This window comes from Paenibacillus qinlingensis (genome assembly GCF_031455095.1).
GTDB lineage: Bacteria > Bacillota > Bacilli > Paenibacillales > NBRC-103111 > Paenibacillus_E > Paenibacillus_E qinlingensis_A.
In genome coordinates this window covers 196413-222224 of the sequence record NZ_JAVDSB010000005.1, presented here as the reverse complement: position 1 = coordinate 222224, position 25812 = coordinate 196413, and the positions used below count along the sequence as shown (strand labels likewise).

General features: G+C 43.8%; 19 protein-coding genes and 1 pseudogene. 2 read left to right on the top strand and 18 right to left on the bottom strand.

The window, feature by feature from the left end; translation table 11 throughout:
- Positions 1-11: 11 nt before the first annotated feature.
- From J2736_RS16790 to rfbA, 4 genes are read right to left on the bottom strand one after another with little or no spacing between them, the layout of a single operon-like run.
- Positions 12-788, bottom strand: coding sequence for an ABC transporter permease (locus J2736_RS16790; protein ID WP_310499750.1), 777 nt, complete (start codon positions 786-788; stop codon positions 12-14).
- A 10-nt stretch (positions 789-798) separates the two neighbouring features.
- Complete coding sequence (locus tag J2736_RS16785; protein WP_310499749.1) at positions 799-1941, bottom strand: DegT/DnrJ/EryC1/StrS family aminotransferase; 1143 nt, start codon at positions 1939-1941, stop codon at positions 799-801.
- A gap of 35 nt (positions 1942-1976) precedes the next feature.
- On the bottom strand, positions 1977-2819 hold the full coding sequence (rfbD, locus tag J2736_RS16780) for a dTDP-4-dehydrorhamnose reductase (RefSeq protein ID WP_310499748.1): 843 nt from the start codon (positions 2817-2819) through the stop codon (positions 1977-1979).
- 18 nt (positions 2820-2837) lie between these two features.
- The gene (gene rfbA, locus J2736_RS16775) at positions 2838-3737 is read right to left on the bottom strand and encodes a glucose-1-phosphate thymidylyltransferase RfbA (RefSeq protein ID WP_310499747.1); all 900 of its coding nucleotides are present in this window, start codon (positions 3735-3737) and stop codon (positions 2838-2840) included.
- 112 nt (positions 3738-3849) lie between these two features.
- On the opposite strand from rfbA, the gene J2736_RS16770 reads away from it, so the two are divergent.
- Positions 3850-6378 (top strand): O-antigen ligase family protein, encoded by a 2529-nt coding sequence (locus J2736_RS16770; RefSeq protein WP_310499746.1) that lies wholly within the window; start codon positions 3850-3852, stop codon positions 6376-6378.
- 41 nt (positions 6379-6419) lie between these two features.
- Here J2736_RS16770 and J2736_RS16765 read toward each other — a convergent pair whose 3' ends face one another.
- From J2736_RS16765 to J2736_RS16700, 14 genes and pseudogenes are all read right to left on the bottom strand, one after another.
- On the bottom strand, positions 6420-9428 hold the full coding sequence (locus tag J2736_RS16765; protein ID WP_310499745.1) for a DEAD/DEAH box helicase: 3009 nt from the start codon (positions 9426-9428) through the stop codon (positions 6420-6422).
- Positions 9425-10999 (bottom strand): SWIM zinc finger family protein, encoded by a 1575-nt coding sequence (locus J2736_RS16760; RefSeq protein WP_310499744.1) that lies wholly within the window; start codon positions 10997-10999, stop codon positions 9425-9427. The genes J2736_RS16765 and J2736_RS16760 overlap by 4 nt, the downstream gene beginning before the upstream one ends.
- A gap of 121 nt (positions 11000-11120) precedes the next feature.
- Entirely contained in the window at positions 11121-11363 is a 243-nt protein-coding gene (locus J2736_RS16755) for a hypothetical protein (RefSeq protein ID WP_057315025.1), read from the bottom strand.
- Positions 11364-11515: 152 nt separating this feature from the next.
- Positions 11516-13774 carry a rhamnogalacturonan lyase gene (locus J2736_RS16750; protein ID WP_310499743.1) on the bottom strand — a complete coding sequence of 753 codons (2259 nt, stop codon included), beginning with the start codon at positions 13772-13774 and terminating at the stop codon, positions 11516-11518.
- Positions 13775-14651: 877 nt separating this feature from the next.
- On the bottom strand, positions 14652-15791 hold the full coding sequence (locus J2736_RS16745) for an acyltransferase family protein (protein WP_310499742.1): 1140 nt from the start codon (positions 15789-15791) through the stop codon (positions 14652-14654).
- 359 nt (positions 15792-16150) lie between these two features.
- Positions 16151-16414 (bottom strand): annotated as a pseudogene (locus J2736_RS16740) (transposase); the annotation flags it as partial.
- A 271-nt stretch (positions 16415-16685) separates the two neighbouring features.
- Positions 16686-18314, bottom strand: coding sequence for a chaperonin GroEL (gene groL / locus J2736_RS16735; RefSeq protein ID WP_310499740.1), 1629 nt, complete (start codon positions 18312-18314; stop codon positions 16686-16688).
- Positions 18315-18402: 88 nt separating this feature from the next.
- On the bottom strand, positions 18403-18684 hold the full coding sequence (gene groES, locus J2736_RS16730; RefSeq protein WP_310499739.1) for a co-chaperone GroES: 282 nt from the start codon (positions 18682-18684) through the stop codon (positions 18403-18405).
- A gap of 241 nt (positions 18685-18925) precedes the next feature.
- A complete protein-coding gene (gene tatC / locus J2736_RS16725; RefSeq protein ID WP_397340941.1) occupies positions 18926-19666 on the bottom strand; it encodes a twin-arginine translocase subunit TatC in 741 nt (246 codons plus the stop codon).
- Between the two features lie 82 nt (positions 19667-19748).
- Positions 19749-20288: a twin-arginine translocase TatA/TatE family subunit gene (gene tatA, locus J2736_RS16720; protein ID WP_310499737.1), complete on the bottom strand. Its 540-nt coding sequence runs from the start codon at positions 20286-20288 to the stop codon at positions 19749-19751.
- A 70-nt stretch (positions 20289-20358) separates the two neighbouring features.
- A complete protein-coding gene (locus J2736_RS16715; RefSeq protein WP_310499736.1) occupies positions 20359-21396 on the bottom strand; it encodes a molybdopterin-binding protein in 1038 nt (345 codons plus the stop codon).
- 17 nt (positions 21397-21413) lie between these two features.
- A complete protein-coding gene (locus J2736_RS16710; protein ID WP_056608535.1) occupies positions 21414-21905 on the bottom strand; it encodes a MogA/MoaB family molybdenum cofactor biosynthesis protein in 492 nt (163 codons plus the stop codon).
- Positions 21906-22062: 157 nt separating this feature from the next.
- Positions 22063-22557: a cyclic pyranopterin monophosphate synthase MoaC gene (gene moaC / locus J2736_RS16705; RefSeq protein ID WP_310499735.1), complete on the bottom strand. Its 495-nt coding sequence runs from the start codon at positions 22555-22557 to the stop codon at positions 22063-22065.
- Positions 22558-22573: 16 nt separating this feature from the next.
- Entirely contained in the window at positions 22574-23203 is a 630-nt protein-coding gene (locus J2736_RS16700) for a 5-formyltetrahydrofolate cyclo-ligase (protein ID WP_310499859.1), read from the bottom strand.
- Between the two features lie 242 nt (positions 23204-23445).
- Between J2736_RS16700 and J2736_RS16695 the strand changes: the two genes are divergently transcribed.
- Complete coding sequence (locus tag J2736_RS16695; protein ID WP_310499734.1) at positions 23446-25401, top strand: ABC transporter ATP-binding protein; 1956 nt, start codon at positions 23446-23448, stop codon at positions 25399-25401.
- Positions 25402-25812 lie beyond the last annotated feature (411 nt).

Genomic DNA, 25812 nt, shown 5'->3' with positions numbered 1-25812 from the left:
TCTATTCCACCCTATAATTTGTATACGAATTTTTTTTCATTTTTCCGGAATATTACTATCCCTAAAAAAAGAACAGCAAATGTTATTATTAAACAAATAAGAACATTACTTAAAGATGGCATTTTCCCATAATATAATGGATCTCTAAATAGCATTATAAAATGGTAAAAAGGATTGAATTTTATTAAATAAGAATAAGGCTTTGGTACAGCCTCAATTGGATAAATAATTGCTGTCAAATAGAAAAGAGTAGACAAAACAACTCCAATTATATATCGCATGTCTCTAAAAAAAACAGTTAATGTCGATAGAATTAAACTAAATCCAAATGACATTAATATTATTATTAAAAAAGATATGGGTAGGAAAAACACTGTAACTTTAGGATCATATCCAATAAATAGCAAAATAATAATTAAAGAAATCATGGAAAACATGGTGTTAATAAAATTAGACAACACATTTGAGATTGGAAACACCATTTTAGGTAAATATACTTTTTTAATATATCCCTCAGCACTAATGATTGAATTTGCCGCTCCATCGATCGAAGCGGCAATAAACCCCCAAGGCAGCATTGCTGAAAATACAAAAACAATAAAATCTTTAAGTTGAAACTTCATTATTGATGCGAATACTATACTTGTTACAGTCATAGTTAACAAAGGATTTAATAAAGACCAAAAGAAACCAAGAAATGAACCTTTATATTTCACTTTTAACTCTTGAGAAACAAAATTATAAATCACATCTCTAAACTTATAAATCTCTCTAAAACTTTCAAACATAACTTTTACCTCACAGGATTTTGGATGTCAAACATGCAATTACTTTTTCACAAATAAAATCAACATCTTCTTTAGTCATTCTTAAGTGCATTGGCAAAGAAAGAATTCTTTCACTTAGATATAGAGAATTCGGGCACGTACCTTTTGCGTAACTATACATCCTATATTCAGTATTATCACGGTAATGTACTCCAGGATATATCTCAAATTCATTTAGATCATGAAGTAATTCATCTCTGTTGTCTACCTCTATTATATATAGATGTCTAGATGCTTCGCACCCTTCAGTAACAGAAATAATACGTAACTTATCAGGGAACAGCTTAAATTGCTCATCATACCATTCGGCTAATTGCCGGCGATATGCATTATCTTGATCAAGGTATTTTAGTTGAACTAGTCCAATTCCTGCCATAATTGAATTGCCATGGTACTTATATCCTACGTATTCAACATCATACTTCCATTTGTATGCTCCTTTTTCTCCTGATCTTGCGAAAGTATCTTTATTGATTCCAAGCCAAGATAGCTTTCTACATATTTCATCATTTTTTTGTTCTTTAAAACAAATCATCCCTGAATCGGCTGTAGGAAGATTTTTAACTGCTTGAAAGGAATATACGACCACATCCGCTTCTTTACCTGGGATTTCTGAATTAACACGCGTGCCAGCCATATGAGCTGCATCCAAAATTAATTTCAATCCATTTTTTTGGCACAGTTCTACAATTTTCGAATATTGCCCTACGTTACCTCCAAGCCCAACAAAAAGCACAGCTTTGGTTTTACTTGTTATTTTCTTCTCCACATCAGCGGGATCTAAACATAATGAGTCATCAACATCTGCGAAAACAGGTTGTAAGTTCTCATAGACAATAGCATGATTGGTTGAAACAAAAGTTAGTGGAGTAGTAATTACCTCATCTCCATCATTCCATTCATTTTCCATTTTCAATATTTTCAGTGCTAAACTTAAACCGACAGTAGCAGAATTTAGAAAATGCGCATTCTTTAATCCAGTATATTTTTTCCACTCATCTTCAAATTGCACTGTTTTGAACCCAAGTCCAGTCCATCCTTTTTCTAAGCACTCTCTTATTTCCTCAAGACATTCCTCAACACGAAAAGTAGGTACGAATAACTGAATTGACATCTTATCATTTCTCCTTAAGTTATATATTTATAAATTTATACTAAAATTAGCATGAATTCTTTCAATGCTTCTTCGAATCCTCTAATTTCACTACTAGCGCATTTTACTATTTTAGAGCTATCAAGTACACTATAGCTTGGTCTTTTGGGAACACTTGCATTCTCTTCCGATTTTATTGGCTCGATAAGATCAGTAGAAAAGCCACCGTACTTTGCAATTAATTTTGAATAATGATACCAAGATACTTCACCTTTATTGGATAAATGGTATATACCAAATGGCATTTTAAATATGTTAGGTATCATCCTTGCAATATCCATTGTATATGTAGGGCTTCCAATTTGATCACTAACAACTCTTATCTTTTGCTTATTTTTTAGCATAGTAATAATTGTCTTAGGAAAACAATTCCCATTGTTGCCAAATAACCATGCCGTTCTGATAATATAAAACTGCTCTAGATTCGCTTGAATTACCTGTTCTGCCATGAATTTTGTCCAGCCATAGAAATTCAATGGATTCGGAAAGTCGTTCTCGACATACGGTATATTCTTAACTCCATCAAAAATATAATCGGTACTAAAATATATAAGAGGTATATCTAACTTACTAATGACTTCAACAAGCAAATGTAGTGATTTAACATTTCCATCAATGGCATCTTTATAATTTAACTCAGCCCCATTTACATTCGTATAACCTGCTGAATTAATAATTATTTCTGGATTTATTTCATTTATCATTTCTCGGACTAAACTAATATCCAACAAATTCAATTCATTTTTTTGGAATCTAAACACAGAGTGACCACATTCAGTTAAAAAACTATAAATATCATTTCCAAGTAAACCGAACCCTCCAAATAAAAGAATTTTCATTACTATACGGTCTCCCTTTTATATAAATAAATTATAAGATTCCTCTGTCCTATAGCTTTCTAAAATTCTTAGTAAATACTGACCATATTCGTTTTTACTTAGAGGCGTGGCTAGTTTGTTCAATTGTTCTTCATTAATATAACCCATACGAAAAACAATTTCCTCAATGCAAGCAACTTTTAAACTTTGTCTATTTTCAATTGTTTGGATAAATTGTGAAGCCTCTAATAACGATTCATGAGTCCCTGTGTCTAGCCAAGCAAATCCCCTTCCTAGAAGTTCAACATTTAACTGACCTTTTTCTAGATATATTTGATTAATATCTGTTATTTCTAATTCCCCTCTACTTGAGGGTTTAATTGATTTCGCAATCTCAATAACTTGATTATCGTAGAAATAAAGCCCGGTTACGGCATAAGAAGATTTTGGATACTCCGGCTTTTCTATAATTGAAACTGCTTTATAATTATTATCAAACTCAATAACACCAAAACGTTTTGGATCCTTCACTGCATACCCGAAAATAGTAGCCCCAACGTTACATTTCCGGGCTTTTGCAAGCAATTCTGTGAATTTATGACCATAAAAAATATTATCCCCAAGAACTAAAGCAACACTATCTTGAGCAATAAAATCTTCACCAATAATAAATGCTTCTGCCAAACCATTGGGATTTTCTTGTATGGCATATTTAATTTCAATTCCCAATTGGGAACCATCCCCAAAAAGCTTTTCATATTTAGGTGTGTCATTTGGTGTTGAAATGATTAATATTTCTCTAATACCAGCTAATAAAAGTACAGATAATGAATAATAAATCATAGGTTTATCGTAAATAGGAAGCAACTGTTTTGAAATTACATTTGTTAAGGGATACAATCGTGTTCCACTACCCCCAGCTAAAACTATTCCTTTCAATTATACTTCCTCCTTTTTATTATCTTCTTATCCAATCTCAAAATCATTTGGAAACCCTCTTCCAGTATGCTAAAATAAAGTCGAACTTTAGCGAAGAAGGAGACTATTTGGAATGAGTGCAAGTAAAAATGCATACGCGGCTTCGCGTGCAAAATCGAATGGAACGATAACAACTGATAAAAGCTCTATCATCTTTTGGATATTAGCTGTATTTACGGGCTTATTCATGTTCTGGGCACCTTTTCAAAGGGCGCTGTTTAATGGCGGTACATCAGAGTTTGAGAGAAGTATTTACTCCGCTTCTGTGTGGTCCTCCATTATCCTATTGCTTGTTGCGATCCTAGCATTTTTTGTGTTTAAGCTTCAAGAAAAGAAAGACCTCGTTACTATTCTCGTCTTCATGATGCCTCTTACGTATGTTATCTCATTGTCGAACGCAGCTTCGCACTATTTGGCAACTAATATGGTTTACATCCAAATGCTGTATGCAACCTTCTTCATTTTAGGTGTATTTTTGACAAAAAACAAGCTTGGTGTGTCGATTGTTGCCCGTTTATTTATGATATCGGGATATTTCATCGTGTTATTCGGTCTTATGTACTGGTTAGGCAACAAAACCTTTGCCGGACACCTTGTCGGATGGTTTGCTTTAATGGATGGAACGGATACGAACTTATACCGCGATGCTGTTATGTCAGACTCCAACGGCTTTCGATTAACTTCCGTTTTCCAATATGCCAACACGTATGCTGCCTTTTTAATAACCTTAACACTTAGCGCCATTTTCTTCATTAGTAAATCACGGAAATGGTATGTCGTACTTACCAATGCGTTCTTACTGATTCCAACGATTATTTCATTCTGGTTAACGCTATCTCGTGGAGCCATTGTGGTAATCCCTGTGGTATTCCTTATCATGATGTTTTTCTTCAAAATGAGCAGGCAAATCCTAGCTCTCCTACAACTCGGATTAGCATTCGTCACTTCTCTGATTATCTTGCAAAAAATAACGGATATCGGCATTGGACTTCAAACGAAACCTAGCACTTCAGAATCTTGGCATGGCTGGTGGATTTTGCTGCTAGCATCCATAGTCTTCGCCGCACTATCATTCGTTATTCAACGCTACCTAGAGCCTTGGTTGGAGCGTGTGACAGCTCGTTTTGATTCTAAAAAGTTCGCAACGTTCATTCTCCCAGTAGCTGCGATAGTTATTGGTTTGCTTGGTGCCATCTTACTCTTAAGCGACACTGGCTTGAAAAACATTCTTCCCGATAACGTGAAAACGCGGGTAGAGAATATTAACTTCCAGCAACACAGTGTTTTGGAGCGCGGAACATTTTATAAAGATGCTGTAAAGCTCTGGTCCGAATATCCGATCATTGGCGCTGGTGGTGGAGCCTGGGCTTCCCTTTATGAAAAGTATCAAAATAACCCATACACAAGCCGTCAGGCACATAACTTTGCGCTACAATACTTAGTTGAAGCTGGCGCGTTAGGCTTCCTAGCTTTTATTGGCTTCGTTATTGCAGTAAGCTGGCTCTACATTCGAAGCTATATCCGAAGCTCACAAGAAAAGCGAGATTTACACTTCGTATTTTTCATTATCATGATTTCTCTTTTGGTCCACAGTATGATTGACTTTGATTTGAGCTATGTATACTTAGGAGCTATCCTATTCCTCGCTCTTGGCGGGATGCTCAGCAACAGTTCTTCAGGTGAACTGAATTTGAAATCTAATTCAGCCGTGATCCACAAGCTTTTCCCTGCAAGTATCGCGGTTCTGTCTCTTGTTATGTTCTTTATTTCTGCTCAAATTCTGTCAGCCAACGGTTCCTATAGACAAGCTGTTGAGGTTGTTAAAACGAGTACAGATTATAATCAGATTGCAACACCGCTCGACAAGGCCATTTCTTTGCATCCTGCTCATCCAGACTACTTACTGACTGGTCAAGTTAGTCGAATTGGAATACTACTTAGTGTTTACAATCAAATGCAGAAGGAAAACCCGAATGATCCGAAGAAGAGTGAGCCATTCTTCAACCAAGCTCAGGATCTCATGAGTCAGCTTTTGAAAAAAGAACCACATAATCGTGCAGTAGCCATGCAGCAGCTGAATATGCTTCTCATCAAAGGCAATCAACAGGGAGCACTCGAATGGTCTAACGCTCAAATGCCTAACTACCCATGGTATATGGATATGTATGAGAAGAGTATTTCCTTGAATATTGATCTTGCGAACCAAGCAAATACGAAAAGTAACACTCAAGAATTCAACAAAAGATTGGATAGTGCACTAGCCACATATAAGGATGTACTAATACGCATTGATTCGTTAAAAAACCTACCGAAAGAACAATTGCAAGGTCGAGAGTTTGCAGTCACGCCATCGATGGCACTCAACATAGGACAAATCAGCTATATGCGCGCCGATTATAAAGGTGCTGCCGCAATAATCCAGCCGTACATCACTGAAAATATGGATGACCAAGTGAATCGTCTAATCATCCGTTGGTATCTAGCTATCATGCAGAAGCAAGGTACCCCAGATCAAGCATTAATGAACAAACTTATCGCCAAGGATCCAGCTGAGAAGCAAAATGTCGATGCCATTCTTGCAGCTGTTTTCCCAGCAAAATAAGCAAAAGCGCCACAGCGATGTGGCGCTTTTTATTATACAAACTACCTCTCCATCCACTCCCGCCTCAAAGCAAAAAGCTCGCGCAGCTCGCTCGCCGACATCTCCGTGACCCAGTTCTCGCCGGTGCCGACGATTTGGTCACTGAGGCCCTGCTTACGCTCGATCATCTCGTCGATCCGCTCTTCGAGCGTGCCGAGCGTGACAAACTTGTGCACCTGCACGCTGCGCGTTTGCCCGATGCGAAAAGCCCGGTCCGTGGCCTGATTCTCCACGGCCGGATTCCACCAGCGGTCGTAGTGGAACACGTGATTCGCCGCTGTGAGGTTCAACCCCGTTCCTCCTGCTTTCAGCGAGAGGATGAAGATATGGCAACGCTCCTCCGCAGGGAGCGTCGCGTCTTGGAAGCGCGCGATCATCGCATCGCGCTTCGCTGCACTTACACCCCCGTGCAAAAACTGCACGGGTTCACCCAACGCCTGCGCAAGCGTAGCCTGCAGCAGGTGGCCCATCTCGACGAACTGAGTGAAGATGAGGCAGCTGCCTCCTTCGCTCCTGAGTTCGTCTATCATTTCAACCAGCCGCTCCAGCTTCGCTGAGCGTGCTCTCATCTCCGCGGCGGCGAACGCGCCACGCCCAGCCTTTGCCACCGGGCTCGCGCCCGCTCCACCAATCTCCTTTAAGAACAACCCCGGATGATCACAAATCTGCTTCAACTTCATCAGCGAGGTAAGAATGAGGCCCTTCTTCTCGATCCCACTCGAGTCCTCAATTCTCTCCATCAAGGTCTGCACGACATTCTCATACAGCGCCCCCTGCTCAGTGGTCAGCCGCACATACGTTTTCCCCTCATATTTATCCGGCAAGTCCAGCTGAATCGCGGGATCCTTCTTCAATCTTCTTAGCAAGAAAGGTCGAACCAACCGTTGTACACGTGCTGTCAGTTCCTTTGCGCCATCGCCATTTTTCTCAATCGGACCTACATACTGGCGGTTAAAATGGGTCAATGTCCCCAGGTACCCCGGATTCACGAAGTCAAAAATCGACCACAACTCGGTCAATCGGTTCTCAACCGGCGTGCCCGTCAGCGCAATTCGCTGTCCTGCTTCTAGCTTACGAATTGCCTGCGACTGCTTGGTATAAGCATTCTTTATATTTTGCGCCTCATCCAAACAAAGGGTATCCCATGTAACGCTCGACAACTCCTCTTCATCCAACTGCGCGAGCGTATAGGAGGTTATCACCAAGTCCGCCTTCCCAAGCGAAGCTTCAAAAGCCTCTCCCTTCGCGCGCTGTGCACCATAGTGCAGGTGAACTTGCAATGAAGGAGCAAATCGAGCCAACTCCTTCTGCCAATTCCCCAACACCGAAGTCGGACATATGAGCAGGGAAGGTTTTAATCTTGGTTCTCCTTCTTTTCCATCCCGCACCCTCAACAAATACCCAATAAACTGGATCGTCTTCCCCAATCCCATATCATCCGCAAGACATCCACCTAACCCTAAGCTACGAAGGAACAAAAGCCACGACACCCCGTGCACTTGATAGGGCCTGAGCTCTGCACGTAAATCCTCAATCTTACCAACAAGCGGAATCGTTTTGGTTTGTCCCAACTGTTTCATCAAACCCCGCAAATGCGTATTGAGCTCTACTTTAATTGCGACAGCTTTCCCCTTCTCAGCGCCCGCCATGCCTCTCTCTTCCTCATCCTCCATCAGATGCATCTCCAACACATCCCGGAAGGACAAGCCTTTTTTCCTCTCTACCTGCTTCATCGCATCGCGAATTTGCTCCAAATGAGCAGGATCCAGCTGCACCCATTTGCCGCGGATGTAGATCAAGCGTTTTTTCGCTAACGCCATTTGCCTAAATTCTTCCTCAGTCAAATCTACGCCGCCCAGAGCGATTCGCCAATCGAACTGCACGATCTGATCCATCCCGAACATCGCTTTGCGTGTTGAGCCCACGGAGCTTTTGATTTTCGCCTTCAACTGAGGACGATTCATCTTCTGAATTTCTTCCCACCACGAGGGTAAAAAGACAGAGATACCCGCTGCCACCAGTTGCATGCTCGATTCCGTTAAAAATGTCCAAGCCTCATCATCCGACAATTGCTCGATGATTTTGCCTGGTTGGTAGGCACTCTCCAGCCAAGGCAGCATCCGCAAAACACGCTTTATTTGCTCTTGAAGCTTATCCGCAATGTCTGTCTTCCAATCAAGTGGTACATCACCCACCAGCACATTGCCCGTGGAACTAAATTCAACAAATCGGTTCGCATCCCGGCGATCCTGTGCAATAAAACGCAAGCGCCAATCCGCTGCGTTGTCCTTCGCTTTCGTTGTCCCATCGACATAGGTCTCCGCATAGGGCTCAACCAGTTGCACACATATTCGATAGGCGCCGTCATCCTGCGTCCACCCAATTGCGAACAACCAATCCGCTTCCTGCATCCAGGCAGCCTCACTCTGCAATGCTTCAAAGCCCTGATCATTCACTCGCAGTAGGCTATTCCCCTGAGCTAATCCATTCCACACATGAGATAGTCTGAAATCCGGATCCGTCTCCAGCATCTCATTGACAACTAAGCTAAACCATCTCTGCCAAAAGCTTTCCGGAAACGCACCCGCGCTCAGCTCCTTTAATCTATCAACTTGCCCCTCAGGCAGTCGCAGCTTCCAACCGTTGATACCTTCGAGCCAAAGCTCGTAGGATGGCACATACCACCCAGCATCAAGTGCCTCACCAAGGATGGCCGCTCCTTTTTGCAGCTCGATAATTCCCTCTTCCCAAGAAAGTCGGCTATGAAGCAGCATACCGGGAGCACGCATATAATCCAACGCCATAGCAGGAGAAAGCACAATCGCATCACCATAAGAAATCCGCGTGACTTCCAATTGCGTCCCATAGAATGAGCGTTCATGCCAGGCAAAAAGCAGCTTACGCAGCATATAACCCGGAACCTCGTTCGCATCCTCCGTTTCGCCATATAGAGCAAAGCTCCCTGAAGGCAGCCTCTGCATTCTCATATAAATCGGTGACAAGGCTATCATGGAATCAAGTTTCCTCTCCGTAATTCCTCATTAAAAGCGCGATAACGAGCATATTGCTTAACGATTTGCCCCAAGTATGCTTCAAAACGAGGTGTTAGCTTCAGTTTTTTATAAGCAGCCGCTAATTTCTTCAATAATTTAATCGCTAGTATGTAATCGGCACGGTTTTTCCCCTGAATATAGGCTTCAATGGCATGATGATAGATCGGCAGCAGGTAGCGAACATTGGCTTTTTCGACGAGTTTTAGCTGCGCTGCATCTATTTGTACGGTCGTTAAATCCAAGAGCAGACAGAGATCCGCCCATTCCTGGTATTCACCCTTTGTTACTAGGAATTCGGCATAGTGATCATAACTCGCAGGCAAAAGCGTTACCATGACCTCCCGCTGCTCTTTCTCTACATCTCGCTGTTCCGCTGCCAAACGCCAGTAATGTAGAATTTCATCCGCATATACTCGCTCACTCCACCCCAGCCTCGGCTTCAACCACCGCAACCAGTTCAACAAACGGTCCCACTGACTTTCAAAAATAAATCCGTTCAAATAATCGAACCAATAGTCTGAATCAATATGTACCATCCCGCTTTCTGCTCGTTCCCAGGCATTTTCATCCTCACCTCGGCTAATATCCAAATGAATAGAAGCAAAGGCAGCAACTTCATACATATGTTGACTCGCTTGCGAATCTGCCAGCAGTTGCCTCAGTCTTGTTTTTTCTAACTCCAGCATGTCCTTATTCTGAAATAGTTGGGACCACAACAGCTTATACAAATCGATCCATTCATAAAGGTACGACTCCGAACCCTTCTCGCATAGATCTGCTAGATAATCGGATAACTCCTTCATATGTCCAGCATACTGCTCGTATGCCTGGTTCACATCTAACTCATGAAGCGTTGCTTCCAACTGCTCACGGGCATGGCTCAGAACACGTTTAACGTAATAGTTCGTATTTTGAAAATAATCATACGTATTCGTCTTCGGGCCTGCCAGCGTATCGCACAGCTTGACCACATATAGCGCCACTTGGACATCGTACAAACCTCTAATGGTTGGTCCCCAGGTGTCGGCCTGTTTATTCAGCTCTCGCCAAGCCCGAAGACACACTTCCTCAAGGCTGAAAGAATTATAAATTTTCGCCGAGCTATATTGTTTATGAAAATAAGACCGCCACATTTCACAGCTATCCGTTGGCTCCGGCAGTCTATCCCTTGTTTTTGACTTTTGCGGAATATCGGACGCTACACTCGACAGCTTCATCTTACCTGACCGAAGTTCCTCCGGATCATACCCTTCCTGCTTCGCCACTTCAAACAATACGGCAGCCATATGCTTACAATAGTATCCGTATGGACACGTGCAACCGCTTCTTGTGAAGCTCTTGAGATCCAAAGTAACCTTGTAGCTTTTGGTTCCGTCCACTCTTGCTTTTATTATTGAAGTACCTTCTACTTGAATATCTCTAACAGCACCTTCGTTGAAATATGCCCAACCTCTCGCGAGGATTACTTTATCAAACTTAGGACGTATCCGCTCCATCCAATACGACCAGTCTACGACTAATTCTTGCATAATTCCCTATCCCCCGTTACCCCATTCAACTTCCTTCCACCATTATATAATCAATTCCCCCTACAAAAAAACACCCCCCGCCAGAATCAACGAATGATTCCTAGCGAGAAGTGCTTTGTGGTTACTTCCTGAGCATACCTTGATGCGGGTGCGGGTGAGTTCCGCAATACTCATCGGTTTCGGTACACGTATACACATGCTCATATACCGGGACACAGTGATGGCGATTCACAATTTGAATCGGATGAATGACTTGAACCTTTTGCGGATGATAAAAATCTCTAACTACTCTTTCTGGATCTGTCATTATCGGGTCAGCAGGTGGACACTGAAATTGTTTTCCTTGATTTGGTTGTAAAGCCATGAATGCGTCAACTCCTCTGTTAGTATGAGATAGTATACGTCTAACCCTAGTCCAGAGAGTGTACCAATGCCTATCTTTCCTATAAATGGGCTGATGCGCATGGGCCAAGCAGTTAAATGTCCAAGCAGACTTAAAGTAGCCAGGCTCCAACCCTACACTTTCTTAAGATTAGGAATCGGAACCTTAGACCAATCCAGATCAGATGCCATGTAAAAGCTCGTATAGCATGGCTGATTGTACACGACATTTTGCCAGGCGACGCCAGTTCTGTACTGTCTATCATGCATCAGCGTATACAATTTGCGATCTGTGGGCTCTGTACTGAGGTAAATTCGAATGGCGGAGCTGTCCGACGTTCGGACCAGCAATTCTTCTCGCCAGTCCCCAAACACATCCGCGACTAGGCAAGGATTGCCCTTCGTCCCGTTATTACTGCAAGTCCCTTCCGCTGTCAGCAGACGGCCTCGCTTCCAATCATCGATTACAACCGACTGATCGAAGCTGCCGCTGATGATTTGAGTTGTCATATCTGCTGCCCATTGAATACGCATATTCGTCCCCGGTACCTGCTGGCTGATCCTTTCTCCCGTTGCTGTCAGTAAACCGAAAGCGTCATCACTCGTGTAACTCTCACTTGCCCATGTCTGGAGCCCACGATGAGATGGGTCGACTTGCCCCACCATTCCACGTCCAACATCCTCTGTGGCATAACCGCCATACAGCACCTCGCCTGTCGCTGCATCACGCATTGTGTACCCGAAGGGTCCCCATACACCGCTTTCATGCACCATAAAAATCTCAAGTCCTGGCCGATCCGGATCGATATTAGCCACATGAAGCGCATCTCCATGCCCCAGCTTCGCCGATTTCCCTGGTGCTGCACTTCCTTCCGTCAGGATCCCTCTTGAACTGTATAAAATCGTACCATCATGGTCGATCGTTGCTGCCCCATAAATGATTTCGTCACAGCCGTCGCCATCCACGTCTGCTATGCTCAAAGAATGCGCTCCCTGCTTCGCTAGGCTGCCCCACTGCTCGCTGCGACCATCCTGTTGCTTCAGCGTATCGTTAAACGGATTGTTCATCGGGACCCATCCGCTGTCAATGAACCAGTGCTCTTGTAGCTGCGCCCCATCCCACGTATACGTCGCAACCGCCGCACGTGTATAATAACCACGCGCAAAAATCGCATGCGGCTTACGGCCATCAAGATAGCCCACGCCAGCAAGGAAACGATCCACCCGATTGCCGGGCTCAATGCGGTTCCAGGCGTAATCACCCCACATCAGGCCGTCATCCTGACGACCTGGCTTATAGTGAACAGTCTGCAGCTCCGCGCCTGTCTCCCCTTGAAACACCGTCAAATATTCCGGCCCCTTGACGATAAATCCCTCGAACGAGCGCAGCTGATTTCGGCTGCTGCGGCTTGGCGCGTACACATCCATGAAGTGATTCGTCAGTTGCTCGGCATCTTCCCGTGACAGCGGATACGGATAGGCCGGTTCAATACCAAAACATGCCTCCAGCGTTTCGGGCCAATTGCCAGCCGCCACTTCCTCATGCGCATGCCACCCCATGAACATGTGCACGACATGTTCAAAATAATCCTTACTGCTCATGCGATAATCGTCCTCATGGCTGTACCCGGAAGCCAAATCTTCCACCGGCATCGTAATATAGTCTTCCGATGCGCCACAGCCTTCCTGATCGTAGGTGATCACTTTAGTGCCTGGCGCTGTTTTTAGCATGAGTTCCGCTTTACCATCCCCATCAAAATCATAGACCAAGAACTGTGTATAATGCGCGCCAGCCCTTATATTAACCCCAAGATCAATCCGATACAGCAGGCGACCATCCAGCTTATAGCAGTCAAGATAAACGGGTCCCGTATATCCCGAATGCGAGACATCCTTGGAATTGGACGGATCCCATTTGACGAAAAACTCATACTGACCATCCCCGTCCACATCCCCAACACTCATATCATTTGCTGCATATGTGTAATGCTCGCCACTTGGCGTCACTCCATCAGCAGGCTTGCGCAGTGGAAGCTCATAATAGTCGCTTTCCCAAGGCGTCACCTCTTCACTGCGGTCCACCTCTTGTCCATATTCAACGGCACAAACCAAATATACGGAAGAACCACTTCCACTGCGATCCAAATAATTCGTACTATCACAAACGGTCGCAATGCAGACACCATCCCGATATAGGTTGAAATCTGCCCCTACCATGCCTTGCGCCGAAAATCCTGTCACTTCTGTACCCAGCAACCGCCAGCTGAGAAAGATACCTTCCGATGTTGCCGCCGCAACCAAGCCTCGGTCCAGATCTTCCAGCTCTATCCCCTTTGCAGAACCACCGTCACCGCCGTCATGCAAATGCAACGTCTTGTTTTGTTCAGACTTCATCTTATCCTGCCTCCTATGGTGAAGAGGAATAGGCAACCAAAGTGGGCCATCCTCCTGATTTATCGTGACTACTACGATACCTCATCGGAAGTTTAACTACATTAAGACATTTTTGCCGGCGAAAATAACATGCAAAAAAGGCTTTGTACAAATTCAATGAATTTGTACAAAGCCTCTTCTATAGAGCTATGAAACAATTGGCTTTTCAGCCAATTACATCATGCCGCCCATTTTACAGGTAGATTTATAGTCGTTTGCATAATCGTATCTATTGATTTATAAGTAAAGATGCTAGATTAATAGTTTCAATATTTATATCCGTTCACAGTGGAACGGAGTTTTTGTGAGTTTTTTGTGAGTTTTTATAAGAAGTGATTGTTATAATCATTGAATGAATTACTTGATTGTGCAGGAGGTTCATCTTCCTATCCCTGAAGTATCTGGATGGTTTCCATCCCACATAATAAAATTTTTCTCAGCTAGATTTTTTAGTATGACTTTGATTTCGTTTTCTAATCTACCTGTCATTGTTGTATTGTCTTTTAAATACGGCATATATCCACGGTGTTAAATTGAATAGTTCCAAAGGATGCTTAAAACCTTGCACTCGATATCTCGCAGCATAAATCACCTCAAAAACATTATATGCGAACGTAAACAAAAAAGCCCTCATCCTTTAATTGGTGAAGCCTTTGATTATTTTATCAGGACATTGGATATACTTCATGATTGCGATCAAACCCACTTACTCTAAATACATTTTTTACCCTGTGTCTAAAAAGTCTTGTTCTCTTTGATATACGACACACAAAAATCGTGACATCACTTGAAATATTAGTAGGCAAATTCTTCGAATATTTATTTGGAGGTAAAGATTTTATGTTGTAACAACTATAGTATTAGACTCTAATTTCTCTTTAATTATTGGTTTAGATTTGTATAAGCGCAAGAAAGGATATTCAATAAGCAATGATACTAAATATGCCAAAAATAAAATAAATAAGAAACGTAATCCTTGATCAAGGTTAAAAAATGTTTTGGGAATGAACAAACCTGGTAAGAACTGAACAAGGTATGCACAGTATGAAATTTTTGCGATGAGATTTACCAGCTTAGATCCTACCTTTAACCTGAAAACTGATAATAAGATACAACCAAACGAAAATGACAAAATTGTATATATATAATAAGTCTGATGTGTCATCATAAAGGGTTTATCAAATATCACGGGATGTTTATATAGATAAGCATATAACATTACCAGAAGTATTCCTCCGATAATGTATAATTTGGACCAAAACTTTTGCAATATGCCCAGCTTCACGATTACCGCAATTATGATTCCCATAGCTAATTCATCATATCTTGCTTGCGGCAATATAGAATGTGCAAAATGCCAGTTATCATCAGTAGGGGCAACATTACGATTTAGAAATAGGCGTGAGAATATTCCACTTGCGAAAACGAGCGATAGCGAAATTAATAACACTTTTAAATTCTTCTTTGATAACCACATAACTAAAATAATAAATAATGGTGCAAAAAGATAAAAGAATTCCTCAATCACCAATGACCATGTTCCTTCACCTATAAGTGAGTTATCATATCTGATGTAACTCTGTAGAAAAAAAGCGTCTACGAAAAGTTGATTAATGAAAGTAACAAAATTGAATTTTGTTGATTTAACAATAAATAAATGTCCAATTATACTTGCTATTGTGGCAAACATGTAAACTGGATAAATACGAAAAAGTCGTCTCTTGTAAAATTCAACAAAATTTATTCGAGTGTTTTTTTCGTACTCATTAATTAGTAGTCCGCCTATCAGAAATCCTGATAATACAAAAAATAAATCAACTCCAACCCAACCTATTTTTTGCAAATAATACGTGATATTGTATAGACCAAAATGATACAGTATAACCATAATTACAGCTAAAGCTCGAAGTAAGTCTACACCTTGATATTTAGAAGGTGTCGTAATATAGGCATAATGTTCCTTAACATAATTCAACAATTTTTTCATCTCCCCCAGTCGGTATTATAGTACTTATGGTTTAGATGCACAATAACAATTTTTGATCGATATTATCTAATTATCATGGTGTTGTAATAATGAGGAAAAGTAATGTAGACGTATCCAACCTCTCTAAGTTCGCCTATTTGCAGGAAGAAAACGAGTATTTCAGCAGGTTCAGTGGATGGAAAGGTATCAATCATATAACGAGGAATTGAATTACAAAAGGATTCCTAAACAAAAACCAGCTAATGTTTGTCAAGGATCATTGTCTTGGTACTCAAAACTATTTTTCTTATAATGTTTATGGAAATGACAAATAAACCTCCATTGGCGTAAAAGTTTATGGAATTTATTGATTAAGTGCGATAGGGCTCGCCTCGGGTGAGGATGGCATAAACGTGATGGAGAAGCTTGTTGGCGCAAGCGATCACGACCACCTTGTAGGGCTTGCCCTCTTTCTTTTTCTTGTCATAATAAGCCTTGATTCTCTCAATTTTCCCTCTTCGTAAACCACATTGTACCGCTATCCATAACGCCCGCCTTAATCGTTTAGAAATTCGCTTGGTGATCTTGCTACTTGCAGCCGTAAACTTTACTGAACTGAAAACACTAGGGTCGACACTTACAACCTCATTCTGAATACAATACTCTACAAATCCTCCAAGCATGGTTTGGTAATTCCTAATGTTCTTTCCTGTTGTGTTTCTAAAACGTCTGTCATCGAGAAAAACCTGAAAAGCAAATTTTAATAACATAAAAAGACTACCTCCTGTTTTAAGGAAGTAGTCTATACTTTATTAAATAGTTTTTTACGTGACCATTTCTCACAACTGGGCGAAAATAGCCTAGAATTGCCCTAAACTATTCATCTGATGCGAAGGCTCAAAAGCCTTACATCATGCCACCCATACCACCCATGCCGCCCATATCAGGCATACCTGGTTTGTCTTTTTCTGGTTTATCAGCGATAACCGCTTCAGTTGTCAAGAACATAGCTGCTACGGAAGCTGCGTTTTGAAGTGCGGAACGCGTTACTTTCGCAGGGTCAACGATACCAGCTTCGAACATGTTTACCCATTGTCCAGTTGCTGCGTTGTAGCCGATGCCTACTTTTTCGTTTTTCAAGCGCTCAACGATTACGGAGCCTTCTTGACCAGCGTTAGCTGCGATTGTGCGAACTGGCTCTTCAAGGGAACGAAGGATGATGTTAACACCCGTTTGCTCATCGCCGGAAGCTACAACTTTCGCTACTGCGTTGTATACGTTAACTAGGGCAGTACCACCACCAGAAACGATACCTTCTTCAACTGCTGCACGAGTCGCGTTCAAAGCATCTTCGATGCGAAGTTTGCGCTCTTTCAATTCAGTTTCAGTCGCTGCGCCAACTTTGATAACAGCTACGCCGCCAGAAAGTTTAGCCAAACGCTCTTGCAATTTTTCTTTATCGAAGTCGGAAGTTGTTTCTTCCAATTGGGAACGGATTTGTGTAACGCGAGCTGCGATATCTTTCGGGTTACCAGCACCATCAACGATGATTGTGTTTTCTTTCGTAACACGGATTTGACGAGCACTACCCAATTGATCAGGAGTTGTGGATTTCAGATCCAATCCAAGCTCTTCTGTAATCACTTGGCCACCTGTTAGAGCAGCGATATCACCCAACATCGCTTTACGACGGTCACCGAAACCAGGAGCTTTAACAGCTACGCAAGTGAATGTGCCACGAAGTCTGTTCACAACAAGTGTTGCTTGTGCTTCGCCATCAACGTCTTCAGCAATGATTAGAAGTTGTTTACCGGATTGAACCACTTTTTCAAGAACAGGCAAGATTTCTTGGATGTTCGAGATTTTTTTGTCTGTGATCAAGATGTACGGGTTGTCTAGAACTGCTTCCATTTTATCCGTATCTGTGATCATGTATGGGGATGTGTAACCACGGTCGAATTGCATACCTTCTACAACTTCAAGCTCCGTCAAGAAGCCTTTGGATTCTTCAACTGTGATAACACCGTCTTTACCTACTTTTTCCATAGCTTCAGCGATCAATTCGCCTACTTCATCGTCAGCAGCAGAGATTGCCGCAACTTGTGCGATGGATTGTTTGCCTTCGATCGGCTTAGCAATAGCTTGAAGCTCTTCAATAGCGGCTTTAACAGCTTTCTCGATACCTTTGCGGATAACCATTGGGTTAGCGCCTGCAGTAACGTTTTTCAGACCTTCACGGATCATAGCTTGTGCTAGAACCGTTGCAGTTGTTGTACCGTCACCGGCAACATCGTTCGTTTTGGTAGCAACTTCTTTAACAAGTTGAGCTCCCATGTTTTCGAAAGCATCTTCAAGTTCGATTTCTTTCGCGATAGTAACACCATCGTTCGTGATCAACGGACTACCGAATTTTTTCTCAAGAACTACGTTACGGCCTTTTGGACCTAGTGTTACTTTAACGGCATTTGCCAAAGCATCTACCCCGCGAAGCATCGCGCGGCGTGCGTCTTCACTGAACTTAATATCTTTTGCCACGATTGGTAACCTCCTCTAATTAAGAAACCTGTATACTAAGTATAAAAATCTTTAATAACGTAAAGCCCGATCTATATGCTGCTCTAACTTAGGCTAATACAGCGAGAATGTCGCTTTCGCGCAAGATCAACAGTTCGCGGCCTTCGTATTTCACTTCAGTTCCAGCGTATTTGGAGAAAATGATGCGGTCGCCTTCGCTTACTTCAAGCGCAACGCGTACGCCATCTTTCAACGCGCCAGCGCCAACGGCTACAACTTTACCTTCTTGTGGTTTTTCTTTAGCTGTATCTGGCAGCACGATGCCACTTGCTGTAGTCTCCTCTTTCGCAACGGCTTCAATGATAACTCGATCACCTAACGGTCTGATCATGGAAAAATAGCCTCCTTTAGAAAATTGTCTGGTTATATTTCTTTGTTATTAGCACTCGAATGTGTTTAGTGCTAACAACACCTCTTATGATACTCATTCTGGGAGTAATTTGCAAGTCCTTTTACACATTTTTCATTCTTGTGGACACCCCCCTCATTCTACCCAAATGATAACCAAATATTCCCTCCATATATGAAAAAAAATAGCCCACCACGAAGGCAGACTATGTTTAACTATTTCCTTATTTTGCACCAAACTCCCGTTCCCAAGCAGCATCGTTCGCAAGCTGCTTCCGATAAATGAAGCCCGACATGAACACACTGAATTCATATAAAATAATAAGCGGAACCGCAACTAATATCGCCGAAATGGCATCAGGAGGCGTAATAACGGTCGCTAGAATGACCATGAGCATGTAAGCATATCTTCTAAACTTATGCAGACGTTTCGGGTTCAGCAGCTTAATCTTGGTGAGGAACATCACCACAATAGGCATCTCAAACACACAAGCCAGCGGCAGAATGATGTTAAACATAAAGGTAAAATACTGCGCAGCGCCGTACATTTCTGTAATCTCCAAGCTTTTGCTTATCGACGAAGTAAAATAAAAGGCCATCGGAAAAACAACCCAGTACCCGAAGGATATCCCCAGTAAAAAGAGCAAAAATGCATAGGGCACGTAAAGAAGTGAAGCTTTCTGCTCCGTTTCCCGCAAGCCCGGCTTAACAAAAGCCCATATATGATACAGAATAACAGGCAATGTAATAAGAAGGCCGACAGCTAAACCAAAATTCATATACAAACGCAGGGCATCCCAAGGCGAGAATACATTCCAACTAATATCATTCGCAGGGGGAATACTTTTCAGATACCGAATGACAGGTTTAGCAGCCACAAGCCCACCCACCATGCCTATGACCAGAACAACTAATATCCACATGATTCGCTTGCGTAACTCACCAAGGTGCTCTACAAGCGACATTTCTTCATTTTTCAACCGAGTTCACCTACCTAATCTAGTGCATACAACCTGCAAGGCTGAACCACTGTTCATCTGCCTAAAACTAATCCGGTAACCGCCGTGTATTGCCTGAGTTGCCTGACTGCTGCGCTGGCGCCGGGGTAGGGGCCGAGGCTTGTGCAGGAGCGGAGGACAACACATCGCTGACTGCTGGTGTGGCTACGACTTCAACAGCCGTCCCAGTTACATGGACAACCTCAGAAAACTTGTTAGAAATGAAAGTCGCAGCTGGCTTCACCTTAGATGAGCTAGTTGATTCGACCTCTACTTTTATATCGGCCACTGCGTCTATCAAATCATGTTGTGATGGTGACTTTGTAAGCGAAGGCACTGAAACGTCATCATTTGTAATAACTACGCTGCTAGCAACCTCGACTGGGGTAACCGGGTCAGGTGCAACAGGTGTTTTGGATGCTAACGGTGCTTTGGGCTCGTCACTCATCAGTTCGTTCGTCGCTTGCTTGAAATCCCTTAACGTCTTACCCAGCATTCTGCCGATCTCCGGCAGCTTTTGTGGACCGAAGATGACAAGCGCAACGACCGCAATCAATAATAGTTCGGTAAATCCTATATTTTGAAGCATAAACTTCATCTCCATCATGTAATGCGTTATGAATACGGTAAATCAATAAAGGAATAAAGTGACACGTCTTCTAACACTGATAAAATCCGCCGTAGCCCATCTCCGTGATGTCACTGCGCACGATCTCTTCGCCAGCGCAGATGCGCGGCAGCAACACATCAAAAGACGTGTACGGATCGTGCATTACACAACCCGGCAGGCCCATGATCGGCAGATCGCCTAGATAGGCGATCATCAGCATCGAGCCCGGCAGCATCGGCGTGCCGTAGCTGACCACGCGGGCGCCGGCCGCCTTGATCGCACCCGGCGTGCGATCATCAGGGTCCACGGACATGCCGCCCGTGACCAACACCAGATCCACGCCTAGCGCGGCGAGCGCGTGGATCTCACCCACAATCGCTTCGCTGTCATCCGACACGAAGCGCTGGTCCACAACCTGGGAGCCGAGCTGCGCGACCTTCTCTTTCACAACCGGGCCGAATTTATCCTGGATTCGGCCCTTGAAGACCTCGCTGCCCGTCGTGATCACGCCGACGCGCAGCGCCCGAAACGGCTTCACCTCAAGCAAGGTGAAGCCCTCTGCACGGCGAGCGGCGGCTAACCGCTCGACCTCCTCAACCTTCGCTTCGTCGACGATCAGCGGGATTACCCGCGTACCGACCAGCGAAGCGCCTGCTTGCACAACCGTGTTGCTGCGAATCGTCGACAACACGACCTCATCGATGGCGTTCACACTGTCAACGAACGCCTTATCGATCTTCACCAAACCGTGAATCTCCGATTTCACGTTCACTTTGCCCTCATGCGGATCGGTCAGCTTAAGATCCGCACTCGCACTGGTACTCGCACTCGCACTCGCGCTTGCATCCGTTCCCGCAATCGCCCGCGCCATGCGCAAGGCAGCCTCATCCTCATGGAGATAGCCAGGCTGCAGCTCCATCACGTAGATATGTTCCTTGCCGATGCTCAGCAGGGCAGGAATATCCGCCTCCGTCACTTGATGCCCTTTACGGAAGAGACGGCCTTTGAACTCACCCGGCAAAATCTGCGTAAGATCATGCGGCAGGATCATCCCAATCGCATCCTCCACTTTCACCTCACGCAGCATAGAAGTGTCTCTAGCTTTCACCCGTGATCGCCTTCCTTACCAGTCAAAATACCCAGCGCATGAGGCAATTGATCAATAATTGCCATCAAATTCTCTTGCACGCCCTTCGGACTGCCTGGCAAATTAATGATCAGCGTACGTCCGCGAATCCCAGAAACAGCTCTGGAAAGCATCGCTTTTTTCGTTTTTTGCATCGAAATCATGCGCATCGCTTCTGCAAAGCCAGGTGCAACACGATCAATGACATTGAGCGTTGCTTCTGGTGTGACATCCCGTGGAGCCAGCCCGGTTCCGCCAGTTGTTAAAATCAAATCAGCTTGATAGTAATCAGTCATTTCTATTAAGGAAGCCATAATTTCGTCCATCTCGTCCGGAACGACCCGGTACTCGATGATCTCGCCTTGAATTTCCTCTTCAATCAGCTCGCGGATTACCTGAGCGCTAGTGTCTTCTCGTTCTCCTCGGTAACCGCGGTCACTGGCTGTCAAAATCGCAACTTTCCAGTGCATCCTTCGTCACCTCTCCCTTGTTCACTGAATGAGATCAACCCACTAACCTGCGTGATTCGCAGTACCTCATCAGACTTATCAGTCAGTTGGCACTGGTTCTTGATCCCAGTACAACCTCATCCGATTATCAGTCTGTTAGCACTGGAACTTCGTCCCATCACGCTTTCATGTCTTGCCTGTGAAAATCCCCATTTTTGCCGCCAGTTTTCATGACAAGCAGGGTCGAGTTAATCATCATCTCTTTCTCTACAGCTTTGCACATGTCGTACACGGTCAATGCCGCGGCAGACACTGCCGTTAGGGCTTCCATTTCTACCCCTGTAGGACCTGTTGTACGTACAGTTGCTTCTATGTATAGTTCATTGCTGCCATTATTCGAAAACTGAATATCTACCCCAGTTAAGGCAATGGGATGGCACATCGGTATCCAGTCCGACGTTTTCTTGGCGGCCATGATGCCAGCCACTTGAGCCACGGCGAGGACGTCGCCTTTTTTCATTTTACCCTGCACAATTAAATCAAGGGTCTCTGACTTCATGACTAAGGTAGAGCGAGCTGTGGCTGTGCGCTTTGTCTCATCTTTATCCGATATGTCGACCATTCGCGCTCTTCCCTGTTCATTAAAATGCGTCAATGGTGAAGAATCGGGCACTACAATCACCTCTATATTAGGTTTCTGTTTTGAACACCATCTTACTTTCGGTTACGATGCCATCTACTCGGAAATCATGCCAAGAAGAAGGAACAGCAGGAATCAATTGATTATCGAAAGCAGCTGCAACGGCAAAAGGTCTTTTCAATCCACGCGCAGCGAATAGCTGCATGAAACGATCATAGAAACCTCCGCCATACCCTAAGCGACCGAAATCCAGATCAAACGCCAGCCCAGGCACAACAATCATCGAAACGGCGCCTAAATCATGTTCTATCGGAACATCATTACGCGGTTCTCTAATCCCATAAGCACCGCTTTCGAGGTCCTCATATCGACTTATGATGTGCAAGTTCATCGTCTTCGTATCCGCCACTACCTTCGGTATCAGCACACGAATTCCCTGCTGCCAACACCATTCCATTAATGGCGCAACGTCTGGTTCTGAGCGAAAAGGCATATAGCTCATCAGCGTAGGCTGTGAATGTGAGGGTAACTGCCCCTGTTCAAACAGCTTATCCGAGCATAGCTTCACCATTCTTTGGTTTATCTGTTGTTGCTTTTCATCACGTATCTCAGCAACAATCGAAGCACGTCGTAGTTCCATTTCTTTACGTAATTCTATTTTCCGCTCTCGGATGTTCATCATAAGCTACAGCCCTTCCTAGCGAGGAGTGGTTTCCCCCATTTTAACATAAATAAAGTAAAAAACTATACTCGTACCGCAGACCACTCCGAATCGCCTATAATTCATGTCTAAATTAAGCAGGCGTTGCCTTCATTCTTCGTGTATACTAATGATTTGATGGGATTGAAACAGGATTCTAAGGTCAACTTAAAAAGGTTCTTACATTAATATGTATCTAAAACGCAGGAGGTAGCAGCAACATGCTATTACAAGTTTCTAACATTTCCAAAAGCTATGGGGTACGCTCCGTACTCTCTAATATAACGCTTCAAATCGAAAATAGGGAGCGCATCGGACTCGTAGGAGTCAACGGCGCTGGGAAGTCCACCCTTCTTCAAATCATTGCGGGTGAGATGTCGTATGATAGTGGTGATCTTTTCAAAGCAAAAGAAACCAAGATCGGCTATCTTAAGCAAAACAGCGGACTTAACACCGATAAATCCATATGGAATGAGCTGCTTAGCGTATTCAGTTCATTGTTGGAGACCGAACGAGAGCTGCGTGAGCTGGAAGCCTTGATGGCTGACCCCGACCTCATCTCCGATGAGAAAAAGTATGAAACGACCATGAATCGGTATGCGCTGCGCTCCGAATGGTTTCGTGAGCATGGCGGCTATGAAATTGAAGCCAAGATCCGTGGTATTTTGCACGGGATGGGCTTTGGACAGTTTGCACCAGAGACCTTAGTCAACACCCTCAGCGGAGGGCAGAAGACGAGATTGGCCTTGGCTAAAATGTTGCTGGAAGAACCCGATCTGCTCATGCTCGATGAGCCTACCAACCATTTGGACATCGCCACATTAACGTGGCTTGAAGGCTATCTGCGCGGCTATCCTGGCGCTATCCTCGTCGTATCCCATGACCGTTATTTCCTTGACGCGTTGGTGACGTCGATTTATGAAATTGAACGCCATGCCTCCAAACGGTATACGGGTAATTATTCCCGTTTTATTGAGATTAAAGAAGCGAACTATGAAATTGAATTGAAACAGTTTGAAAAGCAGCAAGAAGAAATCTCGAAGTTGGAGGATTTCGTGCAGCGTAATATCGTGCGTGCTTCGACGACCAAGAGAGCGCAGTCTCGCCGTAAGCAGCTAGAGAAAATGGACCGTTTGGACAAGCCTATGGGCGATCTGAAGCGCGCCTCGTTCTCTTTTGAAATTGAGCAAACATCTGGGAAAGAAGTTCTGCAAGTAGACCGACTGTCGCTTTCTTACGATGGCAAAAAACGTCTCCTCGACGGTGTCTCGTTTCAGCTTCGCCGTTCCGAAACCGCTGCACTAATTGGACCTAACGGGGTCGGGAAATCCACCCTGCTCAAAACATTGATTGGTCAGCACAAGCAAGATGCCGGTACGTTCAAATGGGGCGCTGGCGTCACGATCGGTTACTACGATCAAGAGCAAAAAGGCTTGAACCCTTCCAATAGCGTGTTGGAAGAAGTGTGGAACACGTATCCTCACCTGGAGGAAGCGCGTATTCGTACGGTGCTTGGCAGCTTTCTTTTTAGCGGCGAAGATGTATTTAAGAAGATTGCTGCATTAAGCGGCGGAGAAAAAGCTCGCGTCTCGCTCGCCAAACTCATGCTTCAGAAAGCCAACGTATTAATTCTCGATGAGCCTACCAATCATCTCGATTTATATAGTAAAGAAGTGCTGGAATCAGCGTTGATGGACTATGAGGGGACCTTGTTATTCATCTCTCATGACCGGTATTTCCTCAATAAAATGGCGGAGAGCATGCTCGATCTGCAAAAAGATGGCTTAACGAGCTATCTTGGCAACTACGATGACTATGTGGAGAAAAAAGCCGAGCTTGCTGAAATGGAAGCGAAGCGTCTAGCCAAAGAGGCGGAGAAGAAATCAGCTGGCAATTCCACTTCTACGAATGCGGTGAAAGCCGAACCTGTTGGTGGTGGCAGTTACGAGGCGGACAAGTTGGCGAAACGTGAAGAACGCAGTCGTCAGCGGAAGCTAGAACAGCTTGAGCTGGATATTGCTCGACTTGAAGAAGAAGTTACAGAACTAGAGGCAGAGCTTGCCGATCCCGCGGTGTATAACGACTATATGCTTGTGCAGGAGAAAACAGCCGAAGTTGATAAACGCAAGAGCTCGCTTGCGGCTTGTTACGAAGAGTGGGAAGTTTTATTAGCTTAAAATAGGGTTAAATCTGGAGTTCACGTCAGTTGACGTGGACTTTTTGTTTTTTACGGTGGGTTGTCGGGCCGGTTAGCAGGCATAACTGTGGACAAGTTCACAAAATGTTCAAAGTTACCCACAGGAGGTGCAGGTTTGCACGACAATCACTTGAAAACTTCCCCCGAAACTGTTCAAACTCACCTCTTCGACCTCTCTTATACACAGAAAAATAATGACGAATTGTTCCGATAATTTCAACTGTACTTTCTCGCACCACATTTTGTTATACACAGCGTTATCCACAGAAAATGGGAGGCATTTTCCGCCCCCCATCAGCATTTTCATGTTTTAACCACAAAGTTATCCACATTACCCACATTTTTTTGTGAAAAAGTTATCCCATTCCTTCCCTCTTTAAAAAGGTTGATA

What these genes read in the sequence shown, in the direction of transcription:
- groES (WP_310499739.1), bottom strand. Translation starts at nt 18,684, where the DNA reads ATGATCAGACCGTTAGGTGATCGAGTTATCATTGAAGCCGTTGCGAAA.
- J2736_RS16785 (WP_310499749.1), bottom strand. Translation starts at nt 1,941, where the DNA reads ATGTCAATTCAGTTATTCGTACCTACTTTTCGTGTTGAGGAATGTCTT.
- J2736_RS16710 (WP_056608535.1), bottom strand. Translation starts at nt 21,905, where the DNA reads ATGCACTGGAAAGTTGCGATTTTGACAGCCAGTGACCGCGGTTACCGA.
- J2736_RS16715 (WP_310499736.1), bottom strand. Translation starts at nt 21,396, where the DNA reads ATGCTGCGTGAGGTGAAAGTGGAGGATGCGATTGGGATGATCCTGCCG.
- tatC (WP_397340941.1), bottom strand. Translation starts at nt 19,666, where the DNA reads ATGTCGCTTGTAGAGCACCTTGGTGAGTTACGCAAGCGAATCATGTGG.
- J2736_RS16695 (WP_310499734.1), top strand. Translation starts at nt 23,446, where the DNA reads ATGCTATTACAAGTTTCTAACATTTCCAAAAGCTATGGGGTACGCTCC.
- J2736_RS16760 (WP_310499744.1), bottom strand. Translation starts at nt 10,999, where the DNA reads ATGCAAGAATTAGTCGTAGACTGGTCGTATTGGATGGAGCGGATACGT.
- J2736_RS16770 (WP_310499746.1), top strand. Translation starts at nt 3,850, where the DNA reads ATGAGTGCAAGTAAAAATGCATACGCGGCTTCGCGTGCAAAATCGAAT.
- J2736_RS16765 (WP_310499745.1), bottom strand. Translation starts at nt 9,428, where the DNA reads ATGATAGCCTTGTCACCGATTTATATGAGAATGCAGAGGCTGCCTTCA.
- rfbD (WP_310499748.1), bottom strand. Translation starts at nt 2,819, where the DNA reads ATGAAAATTCTTTTATTTGGAGGGTTCGGTTTACTTGGAAATGATATT.
- tatA (WP_310499737.1), bottom strand. Translation starts at nt 20,288, where the DNA reads ATGCTTCAAAATATAGGATTTACCGAACTATTATTGATTGCGGTCGTT.
- J2736_RS16750 (WP_310499743.1), bottom strand. Translation starts at nt 13,774, where the DNA reads ATGAAGTCTGAACAAAACAAGACGTTGCATTTGCATGACGGCGGTGAC.
- J2736_RS16755 (WP_057315025.1), bottom strand. Translation starts at nt 11,363, where the DNA reads ATGGCTTTACAACCAAATCAAGGAAAACAATTTCAGTGTCCACCTGCT.
- J2736_RS16790 (WP_310499750.1), bottom strand. Translation starts at nt 788, where the DNA reads ATGTTTGAAAGTTTTAGAGAGATTTATAAGTTTAGAGATGTGATTTAT.
- J2736_RS16700 (WP_310499859.1), bottom strand. Translation starts at nt 23,203, where the DNA reads ATGAACATCCGAGAGCGGAAAATAGAATTACGTAAAGAAATGGAACTA.